Here is a 21,876-nt window from a genome sequence, read left to right on the forward strand (position 1 = left end):
CGCCAAAGCGCAGCATGGCGTAAGCCAAGGCCCCCTTCTTTCTCTCCGACAAAACAGCCCGAACAAAAATGCCTGCCCCAAAAACAAAAACCCGCCGAAAATATCGACGGGTTTGTCAGCGGTCTGAAGCCGGCGATAACGCCGGCCTTTCTGTTTGGGAATGTGCCGTGCTCAGTCGGCTTCCGCCTCGTTTGCCGGTGCGGCATTGAGCTGGCCGTATTTCTCTTCGCCGATCTTGTCGAGCAGCTCAAGCTGGGTTTCGAGGAAGTCGATGTGACCTTCTTCGTCAGCGAGCAGCTCTTCGAAGAGCTTCATGGAGACGTAGTCTCCGGCGGCGTGACAAATGTCGCGCGATTTCTTGTAGGCGGTGCGGGCGTCATATTCGCCGGCAAGGTCGGCCTTCAGCACTTCCTTGACGTTCTGGCCGATACGCAGCGGCGCAACCGTCTGCAGGTTCGGGTGGCCTTCGAGGAAGATGATGCGGGCGACGAGCTTGTCCGCATGCTGCATTTCCTCGATGGATTCGGCGCGCTCCTTCTTGGCCAGGAGCGTATAGCCCCAATCCTCCAGAAGGCGGTAATGCAGCCAGTACTGGTTGACGGCACCGAGTTCGAGATAGAGCGCTTCGTTAAGCTGCTCGATGACCTTTTTGTCGCCTTTCAAGATCCGCCCTCCGGTTGTCTTCATGGAATTGTTTGAGGCGGGTCATGAAATCAAATATCTCTGCGTCCGTCGAGTCGCGGTGCGCGTGATATTGCTCGGTGGTGCGGATGATGATGTCGACGACATTGGGGAAACAGCCGCAGCAGCGACCGCGTTTTTCCATCGCGTGATAGACTTTCGCCGGCACGATCAGCTGCCAACAGTCTTCGTCGAGGAGGCCGACAATCGTGTCCTCGATCTCTTTTTCCGTGATGAAATTGCAGCTGCAAACCAGCATGTCGTCTCGCTTGTCGTACGCAACGTCCTGTATTTGCGCATAAAGCAAAACAGGACATTTAGTGTCAACTAAAAACTCCGCGAGCGCAGGTTGCAGATGGATTAGAACGACTCTAAACTTGATGGAAAGCTTCGTGTTTTCAGAATATTAGAGAAATTGAGAAGACTATTCCTGCGGGCAAGTTATACTTTATGATGCCCGCTTCCTGCGACACTTTTACACACCTGGGACAAAGAGGATGCCGGCCGGGCGAAAACCTCTTCCAGGGGGCGGCGGCCTCAACAATTTTCCTGCCCCTTGTGGGCCCGCTTGAAGAGATTGGGCTCGCCCAGGGCTCAGTTGTATCGCCGCCGCAGCAGTGGCGCAGCGGTCGCTCTAGTGGAAATTGCGGCCCTTCGGCATGACCCCCGCCACCTCTGCCGTCGCCTGCTCCGGTTGGCCACCGGTGCGGCGCGCCATCGCCAGGCGCAGATCCCCAAGCGCCTTTTTCTCACGTGCATCGCCGGTTGGTCTCAGCGCCTCGTCTGCACGATCGCTTGCTCCGAACCGTCGCGCCTCCTTGCGCAACAGCCCGAGCATCGGCGTGATGTCCTCGATGTGCTCGGCCACCACATGGATGACGCTGCTTTCGCGCTGCAGCCGGCCGCGGATCTTGACCAGCCGCGCGCCCATGACCACCGGGCGGTAGGTCGCAAACACCTTCGGCCAGACGATCGCATTGGCAACCCCGGTCTCATCCTCGATGGTCATGAAGATGACACCCTTGGCCGAGCCCGGACGCTGGCGCACGAGCACCAGCCCGGCGACCGTCACCCGCCGACCGACCGGGGCGGTCGCAAGCGTGCGGCTCTGCACGATCCCCTGTTCTGCAAGCTGCGCTCTCAGGAACGAAACCGGATGCGCCTTCAGCGAGAAGGAGAGATAGCGGTAGTCGTTGATCACCTGCTCGCCCGGCAGCATCTCCGGCAGATCGACAGCCGGCTCCGGTCGCAGGTCCTCCTGTGCCTGTAACTCGAAGAGCGGCAGCCGCTCGGTCGCACTCTTTTCATCGAGCGCCTTCACCGCCCAGAGCGCCTTGCGCCTGTCAAGCCCGATCGAGCGGAAGGCGTCCGCATCGGCGAGCCTTTCAAGCGCTGCACGGGAGAGGCCCGAGCGTAGCCAGAGTTCGCGCACCGTCCGGTAGCCGGTACCGCGGTTGGCAACGAGCCTGCCCTCGATCTCCTCTTGCCTCAGCCCCTTGATCGAGTTGAAGCCGAGGCGCATCGCCCTCGCCGTCTTGATCACGTCCGCCATCTCGCGGTGGCGCGGCTCGATGGCGCGCTTGTCGAAGCCTCCCGCTTCGAGATCCGCATCCCAGACCGAATGGTTGATATCGACAGGCCGCACCCGGACCCCATGCTCACGCGCGTCGCGCACCAGTTGCCCCGGCGCATAAAACCCCATCGGCTGCGAGTTCAAAAGTGCTGCGCAGAAGACATCGGGATAATAGGTCTTCAGCCAGCACGAGACATAGACCAGGAGCGCGAAGGACGCCGCATGGCTTTCGGGAAAGCCATATTCACCGAAGCCCTCGATCTGCTTGAAGCAGCGCTCGGCAAAATCGCGCGGGTAGTTGTTCTTGACCATGCCTTCGATCATCTTCTGATGGAAAGTATGGATCGTGCCGGTGCGCTTGAAGGTCGCCATGGCGCGTCGCAACTGGTCGGCCTCGCCGGGCGAGAAACCGGCAGCGGTAATGGCGATCTGCATCGCCTGCTCCTGGAACAGCGGCACGCCGAGCGTGCGCTCCAGAACCATCTCCAGTTCCTTGCTCGGATATTCGATGGGGATATTGCGGGCGCGCTGCTCCCTTCGCTTCAGATAGGGGTGCACCATGTTGCCCTGGATCGGCCCTGGCCGGACGATCGCCACCTCGATGACGAGGTCATAGAAGATGCGCGGCTTCAGCCTTGGCAGCATGCTCATCTGCGCCCGGCTCTCGATCTGGAAGACGCCGATCGTATCGGCGCGGCAGATCATGTCGTAAACGTCCTTCTGGTCATCCTTGAAGAGTTGATGCAGGGTTTTCTTCTCGCCGTAATGCCGGTCGAGCAGTTCGAAGGCGCGGGCGATGCAGGTGAGCATGCCGAGCGCCAGCACGTCGATCTTCAGGATCTTCAGCGTGTCGAGATCGTCCTTGTCCCACTCGATCATGTATCGGTCGGGCATCGCCGTGTTCATGATCGGCACGACCTCATCGAGCCGGTCGCGGGTAATGACGAAACCGCCGACATGCTGGGAGAGATGGCGCGGGAAACTCATCAGTTCGATGGCGTAATCGAGCACACGCACCGTCGTCGGGTCCTTGGTATCGAGACCGGCGGCCTTTGCCTCGCGCTCGGAGAGATCGGCGACCGACCAGCCCCAGACGGAACCCGCCAGCGCCGATTGCACGTCTTCTGAAAAGCCGAAGGCCTTGGCGGTCTCACGGCCGGCCGAGCGCGCCCGATAGCTGATGACGGCGGCCGTCAGCCCCGCATGTTCCTTGCCGTAGGTGCGGTAGATATGCTGGATCACCTGTTCCCGCTTCTCATGCTCGAAATCGACGTCGATATCCGGCGGCTCGTCGCGTTCGGTCGAGATGAAACGATCGAAAAGCAGGGTGGTCGAAAGCGGATCAACCTCGGTGATGCGCAGGCAATAGCAGACGGTGGAGTTGGCCGCCGAGCCGCGCCCCTGGCAGAGGATTTCAGCGCCCCGCGCAAACTGCATGATATTGCGCACCGTCAGGAAGTAGGGCTCGTAGCGTTTCTCTGCGATCAGGCCGAGTTCGTATTCGATCTGCTTGGAAACCTTCTTGGAAATTCCCTCGGGATAGCGCGCGTGCGCGCCCTCCATCGTCAGTCGCCTGAGGGTTTGCGTCGGCGTCTCGCCCGGAATGCTTTCGTCCGGATATTGATATTCGAGCTCCGACAGCGAGAACTTCAGCCTCCCGAAGAACTGACCGGCATTGGTGATCGCTTCCGGATAGTCGCGGAAGATGCGCGCCATTTCGGCGGGCGTCTTCAGATGCCGTTCGGCATTGGCATGCAGCCGATAGCCGGCCGAAGCAATCGTCACATGCTCGCGGATGGCGGTGACGACATCGGCGAGCGGCCGCCTTGCGGCCGAATGGAACAGAGGACTGTTCGTAGCAACGAGCTTGATCCCCACTTGGCGGGCAATGGTCGCAAGCCCGGCAAAGGCGAACTGGTCAAAGCCGTCATAACGCGGCACCAGCGCCAGGTGGAGCCGGTCGGCGAAATGCGGCTTCAGCCGCTTGAGGAAATCGCCAAGCAACGTCGCCTCCGGCGCGCCAATGACGGGATCGGGCAGCACGGCGAGCAACAGGTCCTCACCCCATTCGATGAGATCGGTCTCATAGAGCGTGCAGGTGCCCTTCTTGGCGCGCAGGTTTCCAGCACTCAGCATCCGGCAGAGATTGCCCCAGCCGCGACGACTTGAGGGATAGGCAAGCACATCAGGCAGGTCTTCGGCAAAGGAGAGCCGCGCACCCGGCTGGAAGGCATATTTCTCCACCTTGGCCTGCGCATGGGCGCGCACGACGCCGGCAACCGTATTGCGGTCGGCAATGCCGAGGCCGCCGATGCCAAGCCGGCTTGCGGCCACCACCATCTCACCCGGATGGGAGGCGCCTTCGAGGAAGGAGAAATTCGACCAGGCGCCGATCTCGAAATAGGGCGTGCTCATGCGAAGACCCCATGCATGAACCAGCGCGGCGGGGCGCCGGCACCGTAATGGCCCTCGCGAAACAGCCAGAACCGCCTGCCACTATCATCTTCCACCCGGAAATAGTCGCGCTCCAGCGCCGGTTCGCCATCGAGCCACCACTCGCCGGCAATGCGCTCCGGCCCTTCGGCCCGCGCAATGCGATGCAACGTACGCCGCCAGCGAAAGCTTCGGGGCGGTCCCTCCGGCACTTCGGCCACCGCCTCCACCGGCTCGGGGCTTGGAAAGAGCCGCTGCGGCCGGGCTGTGGCGGCAAGCAGGGTCGCCGGGATATTTTCCGCCGGCACCTCGGCCTTGCCCATGAGCGCCAGATCCGTGAGCGGACGGAAGCTTGCCGCCCGTTCAGGCACGTGGCTCTCCGAGAGAGCCGGCACCAGCAGGCTCTCAGGCCCGAAGCGCGCCATCACCCGGTCGGCAAAGGCCGCAAGCGGGCGCTCGCGATCGGGCGTGCCGGAAAAATCCTCCTGCATCACCTCGTATTTTTCGCTCTTTGGTACCGAGAGCCGAAGGATCTCAAAACCGAAGCCGGCATCGAGATCCTCGTGCACTGCCTGCAGGCGTTCTCGGAAGAGACCGGCGACGCGCCGCGGTTCGTTGAGCGGCGAGGATGTGCCGGCGGCAATACGGAAGACGGCGCCGTCGACACGGAAGAGCAGAAGCTCGAACAGCCGCCCGCCCTCGCCGCGCTTCTCCAGTTCCGGCTTCAGCCGGGCCGCCAGCTCTTCCGCCAGGCCCAAGATATCGTCTTCACCCTGGACCGGTTCGCCGAGGCGGCGCTCCACGGAGAGGGCGGCGACGGGCAGCCGCGGCGACAGCGGCTCGTCCTCCCGCCCGAGCGCCTGATCGAGACGCAAAAGCAGGCTCGCGCCGAACCGGCGGGCAAGCGGCGCGCGTGACGCTTCGAGGATGTCGCCGATCTGCTTCAGCCCGACCCGGCCCAGAGTTTCGATCATTTCCAGCGGCAGCCGGAGGGCTGCCATCGGCAACGGTGCCAGTTCCCGTGCCGCTTCATCCGGGGCAATAACACCTTCGGAGCCGAAGCGCGCCACCGCCCAGGAAAGCCCGGCGGACGAAGAGATCGCCGCCCGCGCCTCGACGCCCAGGTGAAAGAGGCGGGCAAGCAGGTCGTCGAGCAGCGCCTTTTCGCCGCCGAGCAGATGTGCACAGCCGGTAATGTCGAGAAAGAGGCCGCTGTCGCCATCGAGCGCGACCAGCGGCGTGTAGCGGCAACACCAATCCGCAAGGCCCGCAAGCAGCGCCCGATCAGCGGCAGGATCGGCCGGCAGTACGTCGATCTCGGGACACATGGCCCGGGCCTCGGCAACGCCCTGGCCGATGTGAAAACCCGCCTTTTCGGCGAAACCATCGAGCGCAACGACACGCATCGCACTCTTCACCTTGTCGGCAAAGACGACGGGTGGATGCTCAGGACGCCCGCGGGAAAGCCACGAGTTCCCCCAGCGCTTGCGGGCGACCCGATCGGCCGGAAGATGCGGAAAGGCGAGCGACAGAATGCGCTGGTTCTGGATCTGCCGCAGCAGCGGCTGGTAGGGGCTCGACGGGGTAAAGGCGGCGGTCATGGGGGTTCCACTCCAGCTGGAAGCCGAGCGGCGCAGGAGCCCTGCTCTTCTCGGCTATGACATGAAAGACGGGATGACCGATGCTGCCGCGAAGCATCGATCCATCCGGTAGCGGGCGCTCGCGCGCCGGCGCCGGCTCGACGAGGAAGCGAAAGAAGGCACTGCTGGCCTCCTCGTGTCCGGACTGGCGTAAAAGCAGAAGGGGGACGTGGCCCGCCCTTGAGCGGACATGCAGGCGCCGGCTCTCGCTGAGCGCAAGGGCTGCCGGGTTGCCGCGAATTTCGAGAATGACAGCGCAGAAGCTCGGGACGGAAAGAGCGGCTTCGGCGATCCACAGCGCATCCTTCACCGTGCGTGGCAGGCTGAAGACAAGGCCGCGCACATCAAGCCCATAGGCCTTGAGACCAAGCCCATAGGGCATGCCCGCCTCGTTGGACGCCATCGACTGGCTGATCCAGAGAACGGGAGCCACGGGTTCGCCCTTTTCGAGCCGCGCCTTTTGGCAGAGCACGCTGAGCGCTGCGGTAAAGCCGGCGGCCGCACCCGCATCGCGCGTCTCGGCATTGCGGATTTCCGTCAAGCCTTCAAGCGGCAGGCCGCCGTCGAGAAGGTCGTCCAGTTCCGCAATGCCGAGTGCCAGCGCCCGGCGGCCGGGCTCATCGTCCTCGCGCGGACGGAAGCCGCCGGGATCGGCCGCCTTGGCGGCGCGAACGACGCCCGGAAGCCGACGGTTTTCGATCCTGGCGATCGTCTCTCGCAGCGAAAGCACCGTCTCCCGCTGCACGGCTTTGTCGGCCATGACGGTCAACTCCCATCAAATGTTCATGTTATGTTCTATTAGATTCCAGAGCTTCCCAAATGAGTCAACAGCCAATTATAAGAATTTATTCCTCTCCCTGGGGGCGCGGAATTCAACACTCGAAAAACACTGGCAAAATCGCTATATGGAGGGCAACAAGGAGTGCCTATGGCCCGCATTGACCAGACCGATGATTGGCGGGAACGCCACGCACCGACGCTTACCACTTTCGAGCAGCTTGCGCTGGAGGCCTATGGCCACCTGCCGCAGGAATTCCGTCAGCTGACAACCGACCTCATCATCGAAGTTGCCGACTTTCCGAGCGACGACGTGTTCGAGGACATGGCGCTGGAAACGCCTTTCGACCTGCTCGGCCTCTTCGAAGGCCGTGGCATCAGCGAACGTTTCACCATGGAAACCGGCCAGTTTCCGAACCGCATCACGCTTTATCGCCGTCCGATCATCGACTATTGGGCCGAGAACGAGGAGACGCTGGGCGACATCATCACCCACGTGCTGATCCACGAGATCGGCCACCATTTCGGCCTTTCCGACGACGACATGGAACGGATCGAAGCCAGCGTCGAGCATGTCGGCGGCTAACAAGCTCACCGTTTCGCTTTGCCCCTCATCCGGCCTGCCGGCCCGCTCGTCTCGATGAACCATCCCCGCAGAGGGACGACACCAAGGGTGAGGGAGCAGTCGCTGATGGCAGCTGCGACTACTGCTCCGACAGCTTGATATCCGGGGTGTACTCTTTCCCCTCGACCTCTTTCACCACCGCCTGGCCGCATTGCATGTGCTGCGTGTCGGCGTTGAAGGCGTAAGTCGGCGAGCCGTGCAGGCTCCAGCCCTGGTTCAAAGCCGCCGTCACCTTGTGGCAGAAAGTGGCGTCGTCGGGACCGGTCAGGAAGCGGTAGAGTTTCAAGATCTTGTCTTTCGTTTTTCGATGAGATCCGCCTTGGCGGCAAGCGTTACGGCCTGGTCGAGATGCAGCCGCTCGACCATGCGTCCGTCGAGGTTGATGACACCCTTGCCGGCGTTTTCGGGAAGCGCGAAGGCGGCGATGATTGCACGCGCCTCGTCGACGGCGATCTGTTCGACGCCGAAACGTTCGTTCGCCGGGCCGATCTGGGCCGGGTGGATCAGCATCTTGCCGTCATAACCCATGTCGCGACCCTGCCGGCATTCCTCGTCGAAACCATCAGCGTCGCGAAAATCGTTGAACACCGCGTCGATGACGTCGAGACCGCCGCCACGGGCAGCCAGCAGGATCTGCATCAGCCAGGGGATCAGATAGGGGCGGCCGGGGCGATCGGGCACGCCGGTTTCCTTGCGCAGGTCATTAAGGCCGACGACGAAGCAGTCGAGCCTCCCACCGAAGGTGCGGCCGGTCTCGGCGATGACGGGCGCGTTGATGACGCCACGCGGCGTCTCGATCATCGCCCAGAGACGCAGCGTCTCCGGCGCATCGTTTTCGGCAAGCCAATCGGCCGCCGCCTGGATATCCGCCGGGCTCTCAACCTTCGGCAGAAGGACAGCGTCGGGCTTCGCCGCAAGCGCCGCAACGAGGTCGTCCTGCCCGAAGCCGGAGCCGATCGCGTTGATGCGGATGACGATTTCGCAATCCGGCCGGTTCACTGTGAGGTGCTTTACCAGCGCCGCACGCGCCTCGGCCTTGCGCTCGGGCGCCACCGCATCCTCGAGATCGAAGATCACGGCGTCCGCCGCCAGCTCGGCGACCTTGGCAAGCGCCCGGGCATTGTCGGCGGGCACACAAAGCACCGAGCGACGCAGGTGCACAGGGTGATTGTCTGTCGATTTGCTCATGCCCCAGTTGTGCCCGCCTTTCACCCGTTCCGCAAGAAGAGGCGAACCGCCGCACCTCTTTCGAAAAGCCACCTCTTGCAAGTGCCGGCGCGAACCACCACATCGCCATCAGAAAGGTGAGGATCATGCACAGCATTCGCTCTGTTCTCTTTACGGCCGCAGCCCTGACCATCACGTTCGCGGCCTTCGTTCTGACCGCTTCGCTGGCCTTGGCGCTGGCCGGCATCGCCGCCGTCGTCGTGATCGGCAGCGCCATTGCCGCCCGGCTGAACTTCAAGCCGGCCCGCGCAACCGCCCGTCCGGCCGCCGCCGCTGCCGCTCATGGTCAGCGCGAGATGCGCATCTGGAACGACGGTCGCGGTACGATCATCGACCTCTGATCTCCCTCGATCCGGACGAATACACAAACGGGCCGATCCGTGATCGGCCCGCACCTTGCGGCGACCGCAAACGAGGTGCCGCACCGGGCCTCAAAATTTTTTCCATCCCGATGTCGGAACGGGCGTTCCTCGTCCGTCCTTGAGGCAGGCCAGCAACGGTCCTGGCTCCTTAAAACAGGATGGAGAAACCCGATGGATACCCAGACGCAGCAAACCGAAACGCAGCAGCCGGCGCCGGTCCTGAGCGGCCTTCTGCCCTATCTGCAGGTCGACGGCGCCGCCAAGGCGTCCGAATTCTACCAGCGCGCCTTCGGTGGCAAGGAAGTGAACCGGCATCCGCTCGACGAGCAGGGCCGCACGATGCACATCCACCTCTATGTCAACGGCAGCTCGCTGATGCTCGCCGACGCCTATCCGGAATACGGCCATCCGCTGGAAAAGCCGCAGGCCTTCACGCTGACGCTCACCGTCGACGATATCGATGCCTGGTGGGATCGCGCCGTTGCCGCGGGTGCGGAAGTGGTGATGCCGATCGAGGTGATGTTCTGGGGCGATCGCTACGGCCAGTTGCGCGACCCCTTCGGCGTCCTCTGGGCGATGAACAGCCCTGTGAAGGCAGGCTGAGGCAGGCTGAGGCAGGCTGAGGCCGGCCCGACGATCGAAATCCGGACGCAAGTTCTGCCGGGCGGGCAATTTCACCCGCCTGGCGAAGCCTATTTGAACAGATTTTCCTTCATTTCGGCGCAAAACTCATCTAAACGCTAGCGCAACATTCTTCTGAAATCGAAGGCCTGAAGTTATGGAAAAATTCGTCAAGCTCACCGGTGTCGCCGCCCCCCTCCCCGTCGTCAACATCGACACGGACATGATCATCCCGAAGGATTACCTGAAGACGATCAAGCGCACCGGCCTTGGCAAGGGCCTTTTCGCCGAAGCCCGCTACAACGAGGACGGCTCGGTCAACCCGGACTTCGTGCTGAACAAGCCCGCCTACCAGAATGCCAGCATCCTGGTTGCCGGCGACAACTTCGGCTGCGGCTCCTCGCGCGAGCACGCCCCGTGGGCGCTGCTCGACTTCGGCATCCGCTGCGTGATCTCCACGTCCTTTGCCGACATCTTCTACAATAACTGTTTCAAGAACGGCATCCTGCCGATCGTCGTCAGCCAGGCTGACCTCGACAAGCTGATGGACGACGCTTCGCGCGGCTCCAACGCCATCCTCTCGGTCGACCTGGAATCCCAGGAAATCACCGGCCCGGACGGCGGTTCGGTCAAGTTCGAGGTCGATGCCTTCAAGCGCCACTGCCTCTTGAACGGCCTCGACGACATCGGCCTGACGCTGGAAAAGGCAACCGCCATCGACAGCTTCGAGAAGTCGGTCGGCGCTTCGCGCCCCTGGGCCTGAGCCAGAACCAAGTGGCGCGCAAGCTCATCTCCTCGGGTTCGCCCTTCGAAAAGACGGCAGGCTATTCGCGTGCCGTCGCGATCGGCGACTGGTGCTTCGTCTCCGGCACGACCGGCTACGACTACGCCACCATGACCATGCCCGAGACGGTGGAGGAGCAGGCGCGCAACTGCCTGAAGACGATCGAGGGCGCGCTCAAGGAAGCGGGCTTCTCGCTTTCCGACGTGGTGCGCAATCATTACTACGTCACCGACGCCAGCTTCGCCGACCGGGTGTTCCCGATATTCGGCGAAGTTTTTGGCGAGATCCGCCCGGCGGCAACCATGGTCGTCTGCGACCTGATCCGCCCGGAAATGCTGATCGAGATCGAAGTCACCGCCCTTCGCGGCTGAGACCTTCTCGCACCACCTCTCGTCAAAACGATTCCGATTTCGGCCAAGATGCGGTAGTCCATGGACTTCGCTTGCCAGACCTACGCTGAATCGGAAGACGCAAAATGCAATTCGAGGGCACCGCCGACTATATCGCCGACAAGGACCTGATGATCGCGGTCAACGCCGCGATCCGGCTGGAGCGGCCGCTGCTGGTCAAGGGCGAGCCCGGCACCGGCAAGACCGAGCTTGCTCGCCAGATTGCTGCGGCCCTTGATCTCGAGCTTATAGAATGGAGCGTCAAGTCGACGACCAAGGCGCAGCAGGGCCTCTACGAGTATGACGCCGTATCGCGCCTGCGCGACAGCCAACTCGGCGACGAGCGCGTCAATGAGGTCCGCAACTACATCCGCAAGGGCAAGCTCTGGCAGGCCTTCGAGGCCGAGCGGCGCGTGGTGCTCCTGATCGACGAGATCGACAAGGCCGACATCGAGTTTCCGAACGACCTGTTGCAGGAGCTCGACCGCATGGAATTCCATGTCTACGAGACCGGCGAGATGATCGGCGCCCGCCACCGGCCGATCGTCATCATCACCTCCAACAACGAGAAGGAACTGCCGGACGCGTTCCTGCGCCGCTGCTTCTTCCACTATATCCGCTTCCCCGACGCAGACACGCTCGCCCGCATCGTCGAGGTGCATTATCCCGGCATCCGCAAGACGCTGCTTTCGGCAGCCCTTGCGGCCTTCTACGACATCCGCCAGGTGCCAGGCCTGAAGAAGAAGCCATCGACCTCCGAAGCACTCGACTGGATCCGCCTGCTGGTCGCCGACGAGGTCGATCCGGCGGATCTTCGGGCCGACCCCAAGTCCATGCTACCGAAGCTGCATGGCGCACTGCTGAAGAACGAGCAGGACGTGCATCTCTTTGAACGCCTGGCCTTCATGGCGCGCCGCGACGGATGACGCCCGACGCCCACAAGGTCCTGATCTACGCCACCTGGCGAGATCAGCTGCTGGTCTTCGACGAGCCGGATTTCCCCGAGATCAAGCTGCAGGTGCCCGGTGGCACGATGGCACCGGGCGAGAGCCCGGAAGCTGCGGCGACGCGCGAGTTCGTCGAGGAGACCGGGCTGACGCCGTTGGAGCCGTTCACGCACCTCGTGATGCAGGACTATTCGTACCGGAAAGACGACAGGACCGTCTGCCATCGGCGGCACTATTTTCACGTTGCGCTTGCCGGAGAGCAGAAGGAAAGCTGGGTGCATCATGAAATGACACCCTTTGGCGGTGGTGGGCCGATCCGGTTTCGCTTCTTCTGGCTTGAGATCGAGGAGGCCAGCCACAGGCTCGGCTATGGGATGCAGGACGCTCTGCATCTGCTGCGGACTTGCCCCTCTCCTCGGATTTAACCCGAGGACTACCCCTCTCCCCGCAGGCCGGGAGAGGGGACGCGAACCACCCTTGGTCGCTACGAGACGATACCATCCGGCATCGCACCTGGCGCCGCGAGTGAGGACACCAATTGGGTGACGAGCAAGCGCCACGGATCCCCTTCTCTCCGCCCGCGGGAGAAGGTGCCGGCAGGCGGATGAGGGGCCGCTACCACCGCCCGAATCGTTTTTCTTGACCCTCACGCTCCTGTCGCGCTATCAAATTCCTCGTGGTGATTTGGCCGGCCGGCTTGCAGCCACGTTAAACAAGTCGCTAAAGGGCCGAGGAAAGTTGGATTTCCGAGGACCGGTCGCGATCAATCGCCGCCGGTTTTTTTGTATTGATCGAGTGAAGCCCATGCCCATCAAGATTCCCGATACGCTGCCCGCCTTCGAAACCCTCGTGCATGAGGGCGTGCGGGTGATGACCGAGACCGTGGCGATCCGTCAGGATATCCGCCCGCTCCAGATCGGGCTCCTGAACCTCATGCCGAACAAGATCAAGACTGAGATCCAGATGGCGCGCCTGATCGGCGCCTCGCCGCTGCAGGTGGAGCTGTCGCTGGTGCGCATCGGCGCCCACCGGGCCAAGAACACATCCGAAGACCACCTGCTTTCCTTCTACGAGACCTGGGAAGAGGTACAGGGCCGCAAGTTCGACGGCTTCATCATAACAGGTGCACCGGTCGAGACGCTCGAATACGAGGACGTCACCTATTGGGAGGAGCTGAAGCGCATCCTCGACTGGACCGAGACCAACGTGCATTCGACGCTCAACGTCTGCTGGGGCGCGATGGCGGCGATCTACCATTTCCATGACGTGCCGAAATATCCGCTGAAGGAAAAAGCCTTCGGCGTCTATCGCCACCAGAACCTCAATCGCTCGTCTGTCTATCTCAACGGCTTTTCCGACGATTTCGCCGTTCCGGTCTCGCGCTGGACCGAGGTTAGGCGCGCTGATATCGACAAGGTGCCGGGCCTCGAAATCCTGATGGAATCGAAGGAAATGGGCGTCTGCCTCGTGCATGAGAAGAAGGGCAACCGCCTCTACATGTTCAACCACGTGGAGTATGATTCGACCTCGCTGTCGGACGAATATTTCCGGGACGTGGATGCGGGCGTTCCGATCAAGATGCCGCACGACTATTTCCCGCACAATGATTCGACCCTGCCGCCGCAGAACCGCTGGCGTAGCCATGCGCATCTGTTCTTCGGCAACTGGATCAACGAGATGTACCAGACCACGCCCTATGATCTCGCCGAGATCGGTACAGGAAAGCGCTGACTGACCGATGTTCATCCCCTTCTTCCTCGAACTCAAGGCAGCGAAAGTCCCGGTCACGCTCCGGGAATTCCTCTCCCTGATCGAGGGGATGGAGGCGGGCATCGCCACATTCGACATCGAAGCCTTCTACTACCTGGCGCGCACGGCGCTGGTGAAGGACGAGCGCCATATCGACCGCTTCGACCGGGTGTTCCAGCACTGCTTCTCCGGTCTTGAGGCGGTCAACCCCATGGAAGCGGGCGAAGAGGCTGTCATCCCCGAGGACTGGCTGCGCAAGCTCGCAGAAAAACACCTGACCGAGGAAGAAAAGCGGATGATCGAGGCTCTCGGCGGCTTCGACAAGCTGATGGAAACCTTGCGCCAGCGGCTGCAGGAACAAAAGGGCCGGCATCAGGGTGGGTCGAAATGGATCGGCACCGCCGGCACCTCGCCCTTCGGCGCCTATGGCTACAATCCTGAGGGTGTCCGGATCGGCCAGGACCAGTCGCGCCATCGCCGCGCCGTGAAGGTCTGGGACCGGCGCGAATTCAAAGACTATGACGATACCGTCGAGCTCGGCACCCGCAACATCAAGGTAGCACTGAAGCGGCTCCGGCGCTGGGTGCGCCAGGGGGCTGCCGACGAACTCGACCTCTCGGGCACGATCCGCGCCACCGCCGAGCACGGCTATCTCGACGTGGTGACGCGCCCCGAGCGGCGCAATGCGGTGAAGCTCCTGATGTTCTTCGACGTCGGCGGCTCGATGGACGACCATATCCGCATCGTCGAGGAACTGTTTTCCGCGGCCCGTGGCGAGTTCCGCCACATGGAGCATTTCTACTTCCACAATTGCGTCTACGAGGGCCTGTGGAAGGATAATCGCCGCCGCCGCGCCGATATCACCCGCACGACGGAAGTGCTGCGCACCTATGGCGGCGACTATCGTGCCATCTTCGTCGGCGACGCCTCGATGAGCCCCTATGAGATCAGCCATCCCGGCGGCTCGGTGGAACACTGGAACGACGAGGCAGGGGGCCTCTGGCTTTCGCGTATGACGGCGCATTTTCCACGCTCGATCTGGATCAATCCCGTGCCCGAACAGCACTGGGCCTACACCCAGTCGATCGGCATGGTGAGAAAGCTCTTCGAAGGGCGGATGTTCCCTTTGACGCTTGCCGGTCTGCAGGATGCCACCAAACAACTATCGCGCTGAAATCACCCCGAAAATCTCGCAGCGCCGTGCATCTCCTCAGGTCGCCGTGGCGCTTTGGCTGGCGGCAGATTTTCGTCCTTGAATCGACGTCGATATAACGAGCGACATAGTAAGATTTTTGGTTGCCGCGCTTTCGGAAATGACGCAGGTTGCTGCCATCGCACCGCTGCATGTTTCCTTGGATCCTAACCGAACCAAGGGCAAAATGTGCAGCAATTCTAAAGCGTACAGCGACCTTTGCGCGTCTCGGGAGACGCGCGGCGCTGTAGAGGGGAGCAAGCGGTGAGCATGCATCAGAGCACGGAAATCTTCGGCCACCTGCCATCCGGCGAGCCGGTCCATCGTGTGGTGCTCACCGGCGGGGGGCTCACCGCCCATGTGCTCACCTGGGGCTCTGTCATCCAAGACCTGCGGCTCGAGGGCCATGAGCCGCCACTGGTGCTTGGCTTCACCGATCTTGAAAGCTACCTCGCCCATTCGCCCTATCTTGGCGCCACGCCGGGGCGCTGCGCCAATCGCATCGGCAATGGACGCTTTACACTCGATGGCAAGGCATACCAGCTCGAACTGAACGAGAAGGGCGTGACCCATCTGCACGGCGGCAGCGACAATATCGGTAAGCGCAACTGGACGATCACAAGCCAGACGCCGGACAGCGTGACGCTCACGATCACCGATCCGGATGGACGCGCCGGCTATCCCGGCAATTGTTCCGTTACCTGCACCTACACCCTGAAGCCTGGCGGCGTCTTGAGTGTCGTCTACGAGAGCACGACCGACCAGCCGACGCTCGCCAATGTCTGCCAGCACAGCTACTTCAATCTCGACGGCAGCGCCGACGCGCTTGGCCACGACATCATGATCGCCGCCGACCACTACCTGCCGACGAGCGACCTGCAGGTTCCGACGGGCGAAATCCTTGCCGTCGACGGCACCGTCTTCGATCTCAGGGAAATGACGCCGCTTCGCCGCCAGACCGAAGGCGAGCGCATCACTTACGACCACAACTTCTGTCTTTCGGACGAGCGCATGGCGAAGCACTCGGTGGCGTTTGCCCGCAGCATCAATTCCGGCGTCACGCTGGAAGTGCTGACGACCGAACCCGGCGTGCAGCTCTATACCGGTGCGAAGCTGAATACCCCCGTCCCCGGCCTCGGGGGCCGCCGCTACGGCCCCTTTGCCGGCTTCTGCCTGGAAACCCAGGTCTGGCCGGATGCGGCCAACCATGCCGGCTTCCCGAACGCAGTGCTTCGCCCCGGCGAAACACGCCGGCAGGAAACCGATTATGTCTTCATGAAGAGCTGAATGGGCGCGCGCGAGCGCGTTCGCATAGGCGGCCGGCAGCAAAAGAATGCAATCTCGGAAGGGGGCCTGACGGAGGTCAACGGAGAGATTTACCCCCGCATAACTCGACCGCGATGCGCGCTGCGCCCGACAACAAGCCATGAGAAATGCCTTGGCGGCAAACGCCGTTTCATTTCAAAAGGACTGCGAAATGAAGTGGTTGGGAGAAATTGGAGCGGGTGAGGCGATTCGAACGCCCGACCCCAACCTTGGCAAGGTTGTGCTCTACCCCTGAGCTACACCCGCTCATTAACCTCGGCCCGGGGGTAGTCGGTGGACCGTGGCGTCGGCGCTGTCTTGCGGCGACGGGCGGTATATGGCCTAAGCGATTTTGGAATGCAACAGGGAAATGACGAGAAATCGAATATTTTTTTTGGAGACCCCGCGCAAAGCCCGGAAATGCCGCGTTTTTGGCGAGCATCGCCGCCTGTGAGATTGCGCGCCGACGCGCTTCTCCCCTAAAGCAGGATCGAAAACGAACGCCCAAGGGATGAGAATCATGAGTGAATCACAGCCGAAGTCCGCCGACGACCTCTTCCGTTTTCTCGACAATCTCGGCATCGAGCACAAAACCAAGAACCACGAGCCGGTCTTCACGGTTGCCGAATCGGTGGCGCTGCGCGACGAGATGCCCGGCGGCCATACGAAAAACCTCTTCGTGAAGGACAAGAAGGACAACTACTTCCTTTTGACCGTCGAGGAGCACGCGACGGTGGATCTCAAGACCGTTCACCAGGTGATCGGTGCGGCAAGCAAGGTGTCCTTCGGCAAGCCGGAGAAGCTGATGGAGTATCTGGGCGTCATTCCAGGTGCAGTGACCGCTTTCGGCGCGATCAACGACACCCAAGGCAACGTCAAGATGATCCTCGACGAGGAGCTGATGAAGTTCGACATCGTCAACTGCCATCCGCTCTCGAACGACGCGACCACCTCGATTGCATCGAAGGATCTGTTGCGCTTCATGGAAGCGACCGGACACGAACCGCTTGTCTTGAAAGTCACGGCCTGACATACGATCTTTGGCGCGAATGCAGTAAGCTGGACGACGAGCCGGCGAGGAGAGAAGAATGACGGGCAGCGACAATCCCTATGCAGGGTCCTTCGGCACTCAGATGACGGCCTCGGCCTCCTTCGGCCAGCCGGCGCCGGCGGCAGCACCAAGTGGTGACCTGATCAAGGAAACAACCACCGCCAACTTCGCCAAGGACGTGCTCGACGCGTCCCGCCAGCAGCCGGTTCTCGTCGATTTCTGGGCCCCCTGGTGCGGTCCCTGCAAGCAGTTGACCCCGGTCATCGAAAAGGTGGTCACGGAAGCCGCAGGCCGGGTCAAGCTCGTCAAGATGAACATCGACGATCACCCCTCGATCGCCGGCCAGCTCGGCATCCAGTCGATCCCGGCCGTCATCGCCTTCGTCGGCGGACGTCCGGTGGATGGCTTCATGGGCGCAGTTCCCGAAAGCCAGATCAAGCAGTTCATCGAAAAGATCGCCGGCCCCGCCGTCGATGACAGCAAGGCCGAGATCGAAGCGGTTCTCGCCGACGCCAAGGCGCTCATCGATGCCGGTGACGCCCAGAATGCTGCCGGCCTCTATGGCGCCGTGCTTCAAGCCGATCCCGAAAACGTCGTGGCGATTGCCGGTATGGTCGATTGCATGATTGCGCTCGGCCAGCTCGCAGAAGCCCGTGAAGCGCTTTCCAGCCTGCCGGAAGACCTCGCCAAGGATGCCAGCATTGCCGCGATCGCCAAGAAGCTCGACCAGATCGAGGAGGCCCGCAAGCTCGGCGATCCCAACGAATTCGAGCGGCGCCTTGCTGCAAACGCCGATGATCATGAGGCGCGCATGCTGCTCGCCAAGATCCGCAATGTCGAAGGCGACCGGACGGCTGCCGCCGACCATCTGTTGGCGATCATGAAGCGCGACCGGGCTTTCGACGATGACGGCGCGCGTCGCGAGCTGCTCTCCTTTTTCGAAGTCTGGGGCCCGAAGGACCCGGCAACGATCGCTGCCCGGCGCAAGCTGTCTTCGATCCTGTTTTCGTAAGGTCCGGCCGGCGACGTTTGCCGCGCGTCGCCACCGCTGCCGTACCCATGGGAACGATCCCGACGATACTCGCGCGATCTGTGCCTGAAACCGTCGTGATCGCAGCCGATGCGCCAAGATCGGTGCTCCCTTCCCTTGAGATTTTCGAGGGGCGCACCATTTGTTGATCTGGTTGACCGCGCTTGCCTGGTGAGGTGAGGCCCGGATATCTGCAAGGTCTATCGGAATGCACGTCGGAAATGCACGTTATCTCGGTCCGAAGGACTTGCCGGAGATCATTCCGGTGTTTCCGCTGACCGGCGCCCTGCTGCTTCCAGGTGCCCAATTGCCGCTCAACATCTTCGAGCCGCGCTACCTCGCCATGCTCGATGATGCACTGTCCGGCAACCGCCTGATCGGCATCGTACAACCATCCTTCTGCGAGGGCCGCAATGAAATCGCTGCCGGCCCGATGCAGGCACTCTGCGAGGTCGGCTGCATCGGCCGCATCACCTCCTTCGCCGAGACCGGCGACGGGCGCTACATCACGTCGCTGACCGGTGTCTGCCGCTACCGGCTGTTTTCCGAAGTCGCCGGCACGCGCGGCTACCGCCGTTTCCGCATCGGCCCCTTCGCCGCCGATCTCGAAAACCGCGACGACGAGACCCTCGTCGACCGCGCAGCGCTGCTTGCTGCCTTCAAGGCCTATCTCGAAGCCAACAAGCTGAAAGCCGACTGGGAAAGCGTCGAACGGGCGAGCAACCGTACGCTCGTCAATTCCATGGCGATGATGTCGCCCTATGGACCGGCGGAGAAGCAGGCGTTGCTCGAAGCGCCTGACCTCAAGACCCGGGCGGAAACCCTGATCGCCATCACCGAGATCGTGCTTGCGCGCGACTTCGGCGATATGGACAGCATCTTGCAGTGAGCGCCGTAAGATGGATGTGAACGCCAGCAAGGTCGACCCGAAACTGCTCGAACTGCTCGTCTGCCCGCTGACCAAGGGCAGGCTCAGCTATCACGCCGAAGCCGGCGAACTCATTTCGGAAAAGGCTCGCCTTGCCTATCCGATCCGCGACGGCGTGCCGATCATGCTGATCTCCGAGGCGCGCAAGATCGAAGATTGAGCTCTTCCTCGGCGGCGATTTCGATCCACCCCTGCCCCAATCCGGCCTGCCGGCCACCTTCTCCCCGCAAGCGGGGAGAAGGACACGCGCTGCGCAAAACCTCTTCTCTCAAATGGCGACATCGCCGCGCACGCGACCTGATCCCCTCGCCCCGCCTGCGGGGAGAGGGTTAGGGTGAGGGGCGAACTTAATTGCGGGTTTGGTCTTAGATCGGCTGGCCCGACAACAATCGTGGATCCGCGTCGCCGGCAATGCCGGCCGCCTGGCGAATGAAGAAGTTCTTCAGCGACGGCAACCGGTCGACGAGGCCGAGGCCGAAGTCGCGGGCGATCCGGACCGGGGTGATGTCGTTGGAAAACAGCCGGTTGAGCACGTCTGTCGTCACCCCCATGCGGAAGGTGTCGAACCGCCGCCAGCTCTGGTAGCGCTCAAGAACCGCCAGCGAACCGATATCGAGCCCGAGGCGATCCGCCTCGACGATCGTCTCGGCGAGCGCTGCGACATCCTTGAAGCCGAGATTGAGCCCCTGCCCCGAGATCGGGTGGATGCCGTGAGCCGCGTCGCCCGCAAGCGCGAAACGCGGCTTGACGAAATCGCGCGCGAGCGTCAGGCCGAGCGGGAAGGCGCGCCTGCCGCCGACCACCTTGAGATGCCCGAGCTTGTGGCCAAAGCGCCGCTCCAGCTCTTCCTCGAACAGGAAATCGTCGCCCTTGACCAGTCGCTCGGCATCTTCGGTCCGTTCGGTCCAGACCAGCGACGAGCGGTTGTTCTTGAGCGGCAAGGTGGCAAACGGACCGGCCGGCAGGAAATGCTCCTCCGCCGTGCCTTCGTGTGGCCGTTCATGCTCCACCGTCGTGACGATGCCGGACTGGCCGTAGTCGAATTCGACCGTCTTGATGCCGGCGGCATCGCGCAGCTTCGAGCGGACGCCGTCGCAGGCGACCAGCAGCCGGGCCTGCAGTTCCTCGCCGCCGGCCAGCTTCACCGCGACCGCATGGTCGCCGCTATCGAAGGTTTCGACCATCGTCGATTGGCGCGTGACGACACCGAGTTCATCACCGGCAGCGCGCAGGGCGCCGACCATCGCCGTGTTCGGCACCATATGGGCAAACGGCCGGCCATCGCCACCATCGCCATCGAAGGTCAGGAACACCGGGCGCACCGGATCGGCCGCCTTCGAATCGGTGATCACCATGCGGCGGATTGGCTCGGCCTCAGGCGCAATCTGGTCCCAGACGCCGAGAACGTCGAGCATGCGCTCGGCCGCGGACGCCACGGCCGAGGCGCGTTCATCCTTCTTCCACGCGCCTTCCGGAGCGCCATCGATCACCATGACGCTTAAATGCGGCGCCGCCTTCTTCAAGGACACGGCAAGCGAAAGGCCGACATAGCCGCCACCGGCAATCAAGACATCGAGCATCGGCTTTCTCCGTCGCACTTGAGCATCGTTTTATGTCTATATAGATCAATGCCATCGACGTTCCTACCATCGGAGACTGCCGAAATGTCGCGCCCCACCGAGACCACAACGCCCATGGATGCGCTGCTGGCCATTCTCGATCTCGAGAAGCTTGAGGAGAACCTGTTTCGTGGTCGAAGCCCCCAGGTCGGCTGGCAACGGGTCTTCGGCGGCCAGGTGATCGGCCAGGCGTTGGTGGCCGCCCAGCGCACCGTCGACGACGGACGCTACGTGCACTCGCTGCACGCCTATTTCATGCGACCCGGAGACCCGTCGGTGCCGATCATCTACGAAGTTGATCGGATTCGCGACGGCGCGAGCTTCGCGACGCGGCGGGTGGTCGCCATCCAGCACGGCAAGGCGATCTTCTCGATGTCCGCCTCTTTCCAGTACGACGAGGACGGCTTCGACCACCAGATCGAGATGCCGAAACTGGCCATGCCGGAGACGTTGCCGGGCGAACAGGAACTGAAAGAGAAATTCCTTGTCCATGCGCCGGAAGCAATCCGCCGCTACTGGGAACGGCCGCGGCCGATCGAGATCCGGCCCGCCTCGTTCGAACATTACTTCACCCGCAACGACGGTAAGCCGATCCAGGACGTCTGGGTCAAGGCGGTCGGCAACGTTCCGGACGAACGCCATATCCAGGCGGCGATCCTCGCCTATCTCTCCGACATGACCCTGCTCGACACCTCGCTTTATGCGCACGGCACCTCGGTCTTTGACCGGAACCTGCAGGTGGCAAGCCTCGATCACGCCATGTGGTTCCACCGCCCCTGCAAGATGGACGACTGGCTGCTCTATACCCAGGACAGCCCGAGTGCACATGGTGCCCGCGGGATGACCAGAGGCAGCCTTTTTACGCGTTCCGGTGTTCTGATTGCGTCCGTTGCCCAGGAGGGGCTGATCCGGAAAAAGGCATCTGAATAGAAAAAGGGCACTT

General features: G+C 62.3%; 23 protein-coding genes, 1 tRNA gene and 1 riboswitch. Of the genes, 15 read left to right on the forward strand and 9 right to left on the reverse strand.

Translation table 11 applies throughout. The features are described from left to right. Positions 1-171: 171 nt before the first annotated feature. The 5 genes from bfr to MKZ91_RS12835 all read right to left on the reverse strand — a co-directional run bounded on the left by bfr (position 172) and on the right by MKZ91_RS12835 (position 7,087). Positions 172-663, reverse strand: a complete 492-nt coding sequence (gene bfr / locus MKZ91_RS12810; RefSeq protein ID WP_034802698.1) for a bacterioferritin — start codon at positions 661-663, stop codon at positions 172-174. Continuing rightward, the gene (locus tag MKZ91_RS12815; RefSeq protein ID WP_442892270.1) at positions 629-940 is read right to left on the reverse strand and encodes a (2Fe-2S)-binding protein; all 312 of its coding nucleotides are present in this window, start codon (positions 938-940) and stop codon (positions 629-631) included. The genes bfr and MKZ91_RS12815 overlap by 35 nt, the downstream gene beginning before the upstream one ends. Before the next feature lie 375 nt (positions 941-1,315). Then, complete coding sequence (locus MKZ91_RS12825) at positions 1,316-4,669, reverse strand: error-prone DNA polymerase (RefSeq protein WP_336171258.1); 3,354 nt, start codon at positions 4,667-4,669, stop codon at positions 1,316-1,318. After that, complete coding sequence (locus MKZ91_RS12830) at positions 4,666-6,249, reverse strand: Y-family DNA polymerase (protein ID WP_336171445.1); 1,584 nt, start codon at positions 6,247-6,249, stop codon at positions 4,666-4,668. Before MKZ91_RS12830 ends, MKZ91_RS12825 begins: the two co-directional genes overlap by 4 nt. Then, the gene (locus MKZ91_RS12835; RefSeq protein WP_336171259.1) at positions 6,134-7,087 is read right to left on the reverse strand and encodes an ImuA family protein; all 954 of its coding nucleotides are present in this window, start codon (positions 7,085-7,087) and stop codon (positions 6,134-6,136) included. Before MKZ91_RS12835 ends, MKZ91_RS12830 begins: the two co-directional genes overlap by 116 nt. Positions 7,088-7,255: 168 nt before the next feature. On the opposite strand from MKZ91_RS12835, the gene MKZ91_RS12840 reads away from it, so the two are divergent. Continuing rightward, a complete protein-coding gene (locus MKZ91_RS12840; RefSeq protein WP_034802708.1) occupies positions 7,256-7,690 on the forward strand; it encodes a metallopeptidase family protein in 435 nt (144 codons plus the stop codon). A 118-nt stretch (positions 7,691-7,808) separates the two neighbouring features. On the opposite strand, the gene MKZ91_RS12845 is transcribed toward MKZ91_RS12840, so the two are convergent. Both MKZ91_RS12845 and MKZ91_RS12850 read right to left on the reverse strand, forming a co-directional pair. Then, the gene (locus MKZ91_RS12845) at positions 7,809-8,015 is read right to left on the reverse strand and encodes a DUF1737 domain-containing protein (RefSeq protein WP_336171260.1); all 207 of its coding nucleotides are present in this window, start codon (positions 8,013-8,015) and stop codon (positions 7,809-7,811) included. Continuing rightward, positions 8,012-8,917, reverse strand: coding sequence for an HpcH/HpaI aldolase/citrate lyase family protein (locus MKZ91_RS12850; protein WP_336171261.1), 906 nt, complete (start codon positions 8,915-8,917; stop codon positions 8,012-8,014). Before MKZ91_RS12850 ends, MKZ91_RS12845 begins: the two co-directional genes overlap by 4 nt. Before the next feature lie 125 nt (positions 8,918-9,042). On the opposite strand from MKZ91_RS12850, the gene MKZ91_RS12855 reads away from it, so the two are divergent. The 9 genes from MKZ91_RS12855 to MKZ91_RS12895 all read left to right on the forward strand — a co-directional run bounded on the left by MKZ91_RS12855 (position 9,043) and on the right by MKZ91_RS12895 (position 16,287). Continuing rightward, positions 9,043-9,297, forward strand: a complete 255-nt coding sequence (locus MKZ91_RS12855) for a hypothetical protein (protein ID WP_336171262.1) — start codon at positions 9,043-9,045, stop codon at positions 9,295-9,297. Positions 9,298-9,489: 192 nt separating this feature from the next. Continuing rightward, a complete protein-coding gene (locus tag MKZ91_RS12860) occupies positions 9,490-9,921 on the forward strand; it encodes a VOC family protein (protein WP_336171263.1) in 432 nt (143 codons plus the stop codon). Positions 9,922-10,096: 175 nt separating this feature from the next. Then, entirely contained in the window at positions 10,097-10,702 is a 606-nt protein-coding gene (gene leuD, locus MKZ91_RS12865) for a 3-isopropylmalate dehydratase small subunit (RefSeq protein ID WP_104665493.1), read from the forward strand. An 11-nt stretch (positions 10,703-10,713) separates the two neighbouring features. Further along, on the forward strand, positions 10,714-11,094 hold the full coding sequence (locus tag MKZ91_RS12870) for a RidA family protein (RefSeq protein WP_336171264.1): 381 nt from the start codon (positions 10,714-10,716) through the stop codon (positions 11,092-11,094). Positions 11,095-11,198: 104 nt separating this feature from the next. Beyond that, complete coding sequence (locus MKZ91_RS12875; RefSeq protein WP_336171265.1) at positions 11,199-12,038, forward strand: AAA family ATPase; 840 nt, start codon at positions 11,199-11,201, stop codon at positions 12,036-12,038. Continuing rightward, positions 12,035-12,484 carry an NUDIX hydrolase gene (locus MKZ91_RS12880; RefSeq protein ID WP_336171266.1) on the forward strand — a complete coding sequence of 150 codons (450 nt, stop codon included), beginning with the start codon at positions 12,035-12,037 and terminating at the stop codon, positions 12,482-12,484. The genes MKZ91_RS12875 and MKZ91_RS12880 overlap by 4 nt, the downstream gene beginning before the upstream one ends. Positions 12,485-12,725: 241 nt before the next feature. Beyond that, positions 12,726-12,803, forward strand: a riboswitch (SAM riboswitch). 60 nt (positions 12,804-12,863) lie between these two features. Beyond that, on the forward strand, positions 12,864-13,790 hold the full coding sequence (gene metA / locus MKZ91_RS12885; protein ID WP_336171267.1) for a homoserine O-acetyltransferase MetA: 927 nt from the start codon (positions 12,864-12,866) through the stop codon (positions 13,788-13,790). A gap of 7 nt (positions 13,791-13,797) precedes the next feature. Beyond that, the gene (locus MKZ91_RS12890; RefSeq protein ID WP_336171268.1) at positions 13,798-14,982 is read left to right on the forward strand and encodes a vWA domain-containing protein; all 1,185 of its coding nucleotides are present in this window, start codon (positions 13,798-13,800) and stop codon (positions 14,980-14,982) included. 288 nt (positions 14,983-15,270) lie between these two features. Continuing rightward, positions 15,271-16,287, forward strand: a complete 1,017-nt coding sequence (locus tag MKZ91_RS12895; RefSeq protein WP_336171446.1) for an aldose epimerase family protein — start codon at positions 15,271-15,273, stop codon at positions 16,285-16,287. A gap of 210 nt (positions 16,288-16,497) precedes the next feature. On the opposite strand, the gene MKZ91_RS12900 is transcribed toward MKZ91_RS12895, so the two are convergent. Next, positions 16,498-16,572, reverse strand: a tRNA-Gly gene (locus tag MKZ91_RS12900). A gap of 253 nt (positions 16,573-16,825) precedes the next feature. On the opposite strand from MKZ91_RS12900, the gene MKZ91_RS12905 reads away from it, so the two are divergent. The 4 genes from MKZ91_RS12905 (at position 16,826) to MKZ91_RS12920 (ending at position 19,474) form a co-directional block, all read left to right on the forward strand. Further along, entirely contained in the window at positions 16,826-17,335 is a 510-nt protein-coding gene (locus MKZ91_RS12905) for a prolyl-tRNA synthetase associated domain-containing protein (RefSeq protein WP_336171269.1), read from the forward strand. Positions 17,336-17,393: 58 nt separating this feature from the next. Then, positions 17,394-18,368, forward strand: a complete 975-nt coding sequence (gene trxA, locus MKZ91_RS12910; protein WP_336171270.1) for a thioredoxin — start codon at positions 17,394-17,396, stop codon at positions 18,366-18,368. A 226-nt stretch (positions 18,369-18,594) separates the two neighbouring features. Next, the gene (locus MKZ91_RS12915) at positions 18,595-19,275 is read left to right on the forward strand and encodes an LON peptidase substrate-binding domain-containing protein (protein WP_336171271.1); all 681 of its coding nucleotides are present in this window, start codon (positions 18,595-18,597) and stop codon (positions 19,273-19,275) included. A gap of 10 nt (positions 19,276-19,285) precedes the next feature. Further along, a complete protein-coding gene (locus MKZ91_RS12920; RefSeq protein ID WP_077500831.1) occupies positions 19,286-19,474 on the forward strand; it encodes a Trm112 family protein in 189 nt (62 codons plus the stop codon). Positions 19,475-19,679: 205 nt separating this feature from the next. Here MKZ91_RS12920 and MKZ91_RS12925 read toward each other — a convergent pair whose 3' ends face one another. Further along, entirely contained in the window at positions 19,680-20,894 is a 1,215-nt protein-coding gene (locus MKZ91_RS12925) for a ubiquinone biosynthesis hydroxylase (protein WP_336171272.1), read from the reverse strand. An 84-nt stretch (positions 20,895-20,978) separates the two neighbouring features. Between MKZ91_RS12925 and tesB the strand changes: the two genes are divergently transcribed. Next, entirely contained in the window at positions 20,979-21,863 is an 885-nt protein-coding gene (gene tesB, locus MKZ91_RS12930; protein WP_336171273.1) for an acyl-CoA thioesterase II, read from the forward strand. Positions 21,864-21,876: the final 13 nt, after the last annotated feature.

The organism is Ensifer sp. MJa1, assembly GCF_037026475.1.
Classification (GTDB): domain Bacteria; phylum Pseudomonadota; class Alphaproteobacteria; order Rhizobiales; family Rhizobiaceae; genus Ensifer.

Excerpts from the sequence above, each read along its gene's own strand:
- leuD (WP_104665493.1), top strand. The coding sequence starts at position 10,097 with ATGGAAAAATTCGTCAAGCTCACCGGTGTCGCCGCCCCCCTCCCCGTC.
- MKZ91_RS12925 (WP_336171272.1), bottom strand. The coding sequence starts at position 20,894 with ATGCTCGATGTCTTGATTGCCGGTGGCGGCTATGTCGGCCTTTCGCTT.
- MKZ91_RS12855 (WP_336171262.1), top strand. The coding sequence starts at position 9,043 with ATGCACAGCATTCGCTCTGTTCTCTTTACGGCCGCAGCCCTGACCATC.
- MKZ91_RS12915 (WP_336171271.1), top strand. The coding sequence starts at position 18,595 with ATGCACGTCGGAAATGCACGTTATCTCGGTCCGAAGGACTTGCCGGAG.
- MKZ91_RS12875 (WP_336171265.1), top strand. The coding sequence starts at position 11,199 with ATGCAATTCGAGGGCACCGCCGACTATATCGCCGACAAGGACCTGATG.
- MKZ91_RS12920 (WP_077500831.1), top strand. The coding sequence starts at position 19,286 with ATGGATGTGAACGCCAGCAAGGTCGACCCGAAACTGCTCGAACTGCTC.
- MKZ91_RS12835 (WP_336171259.1), bottom strand. The coding sequence starts at position 7,087 with ATGGCCGACAAAGCCGTGCAGCGGGAGACGGTGCTTTCGCTGCGAGAG.
- MKZ91_RS12895 (WP_336171446.1), top strand. The coding sequence starts at position 15,271 with ATGCATCAGAGCACGGAAATCTTCGGCCACCTGCCATCCGGCGAGCCG.
- MKZ91_RS12840 (WP_034802708.1), top strand. The coding sequence starts at position 7,256 with ATGGCCCGCATTGACCAGACCGATGATTGGCGGGAACGCCACGCACCG.
- MKZ91_RS12825 (WP_336171258.1), bottom strand. The coding sequence starts at position 4,669 with ATGAGCACGCCCTATTTCGAGATCGGCGCCTGGTCGAATTTCTCCTTC.
- MKZ91_RS12850 (WP_336171261.1), bottom strand. The coding sequence starts at position 8,917 with ATGAGCAAATCGACAGACAATCACCCTGTGCACCTGCGTCGCTCGGTG.
- MKZ91_RS12880 (WP_336171266.1), top strand. The coding sequence starts at position 12,035 with ATGACGCCCGACGCCCACAAGGTCCTGATCTACGCCACCTGGCGAGAT.
- MKZ91_RS12860 (WP_336171263.1), top strand. The coding sequence starts at position 9,490 with ATGGATACCCAGACGCAGCAAACCGAAACGCAGCAGCCGGCGCCGGTC.
- MKZ91_RS12815 (WP_442892270.1), bottom strand. The coding sequence starts at position 940 with ATGCTGGTTTGCAGCTGCAATTTCATCACGGAAAAAGAGATCGAGGAC.
- metA (WP_336171267.1), top strand. The coding sequence starts at position 12,864 with ATGCCCATCAAGATTCCCGATACGCTGCCCGCCTTCGAAACCCTCGTG.
- tesB (WP_336171273.1), top strand. The coding sequence starts at position 20,979 with ATGTCGCGCCCCACCGAGACCACAACGCCCATGGATGCGCTGCTGGCC.
- trxA (WP_336171270.1), top strand. The coding sequence starts at position 17,394 with ATGACGGGCAGCGACAATCCCTATGCAGGGTCCTTCGGCACTCAGATG.
- MKZ91_RS12905 (WP_336171269.1), top strand. The coding sequence starts at position 16,826 with ATGAGTGAATCACAGCCGAAGTCCGCCGACGACCTCTTCCGTTTTCTC.
- MKZ91_RS12890 (WP_336171268.1), top strand. The coding sequence starts at position 13,798 with ATGTTCATCCCCTTCTTCCTCGAACTCAAGGCAGCGAAAGTCCCGGTC.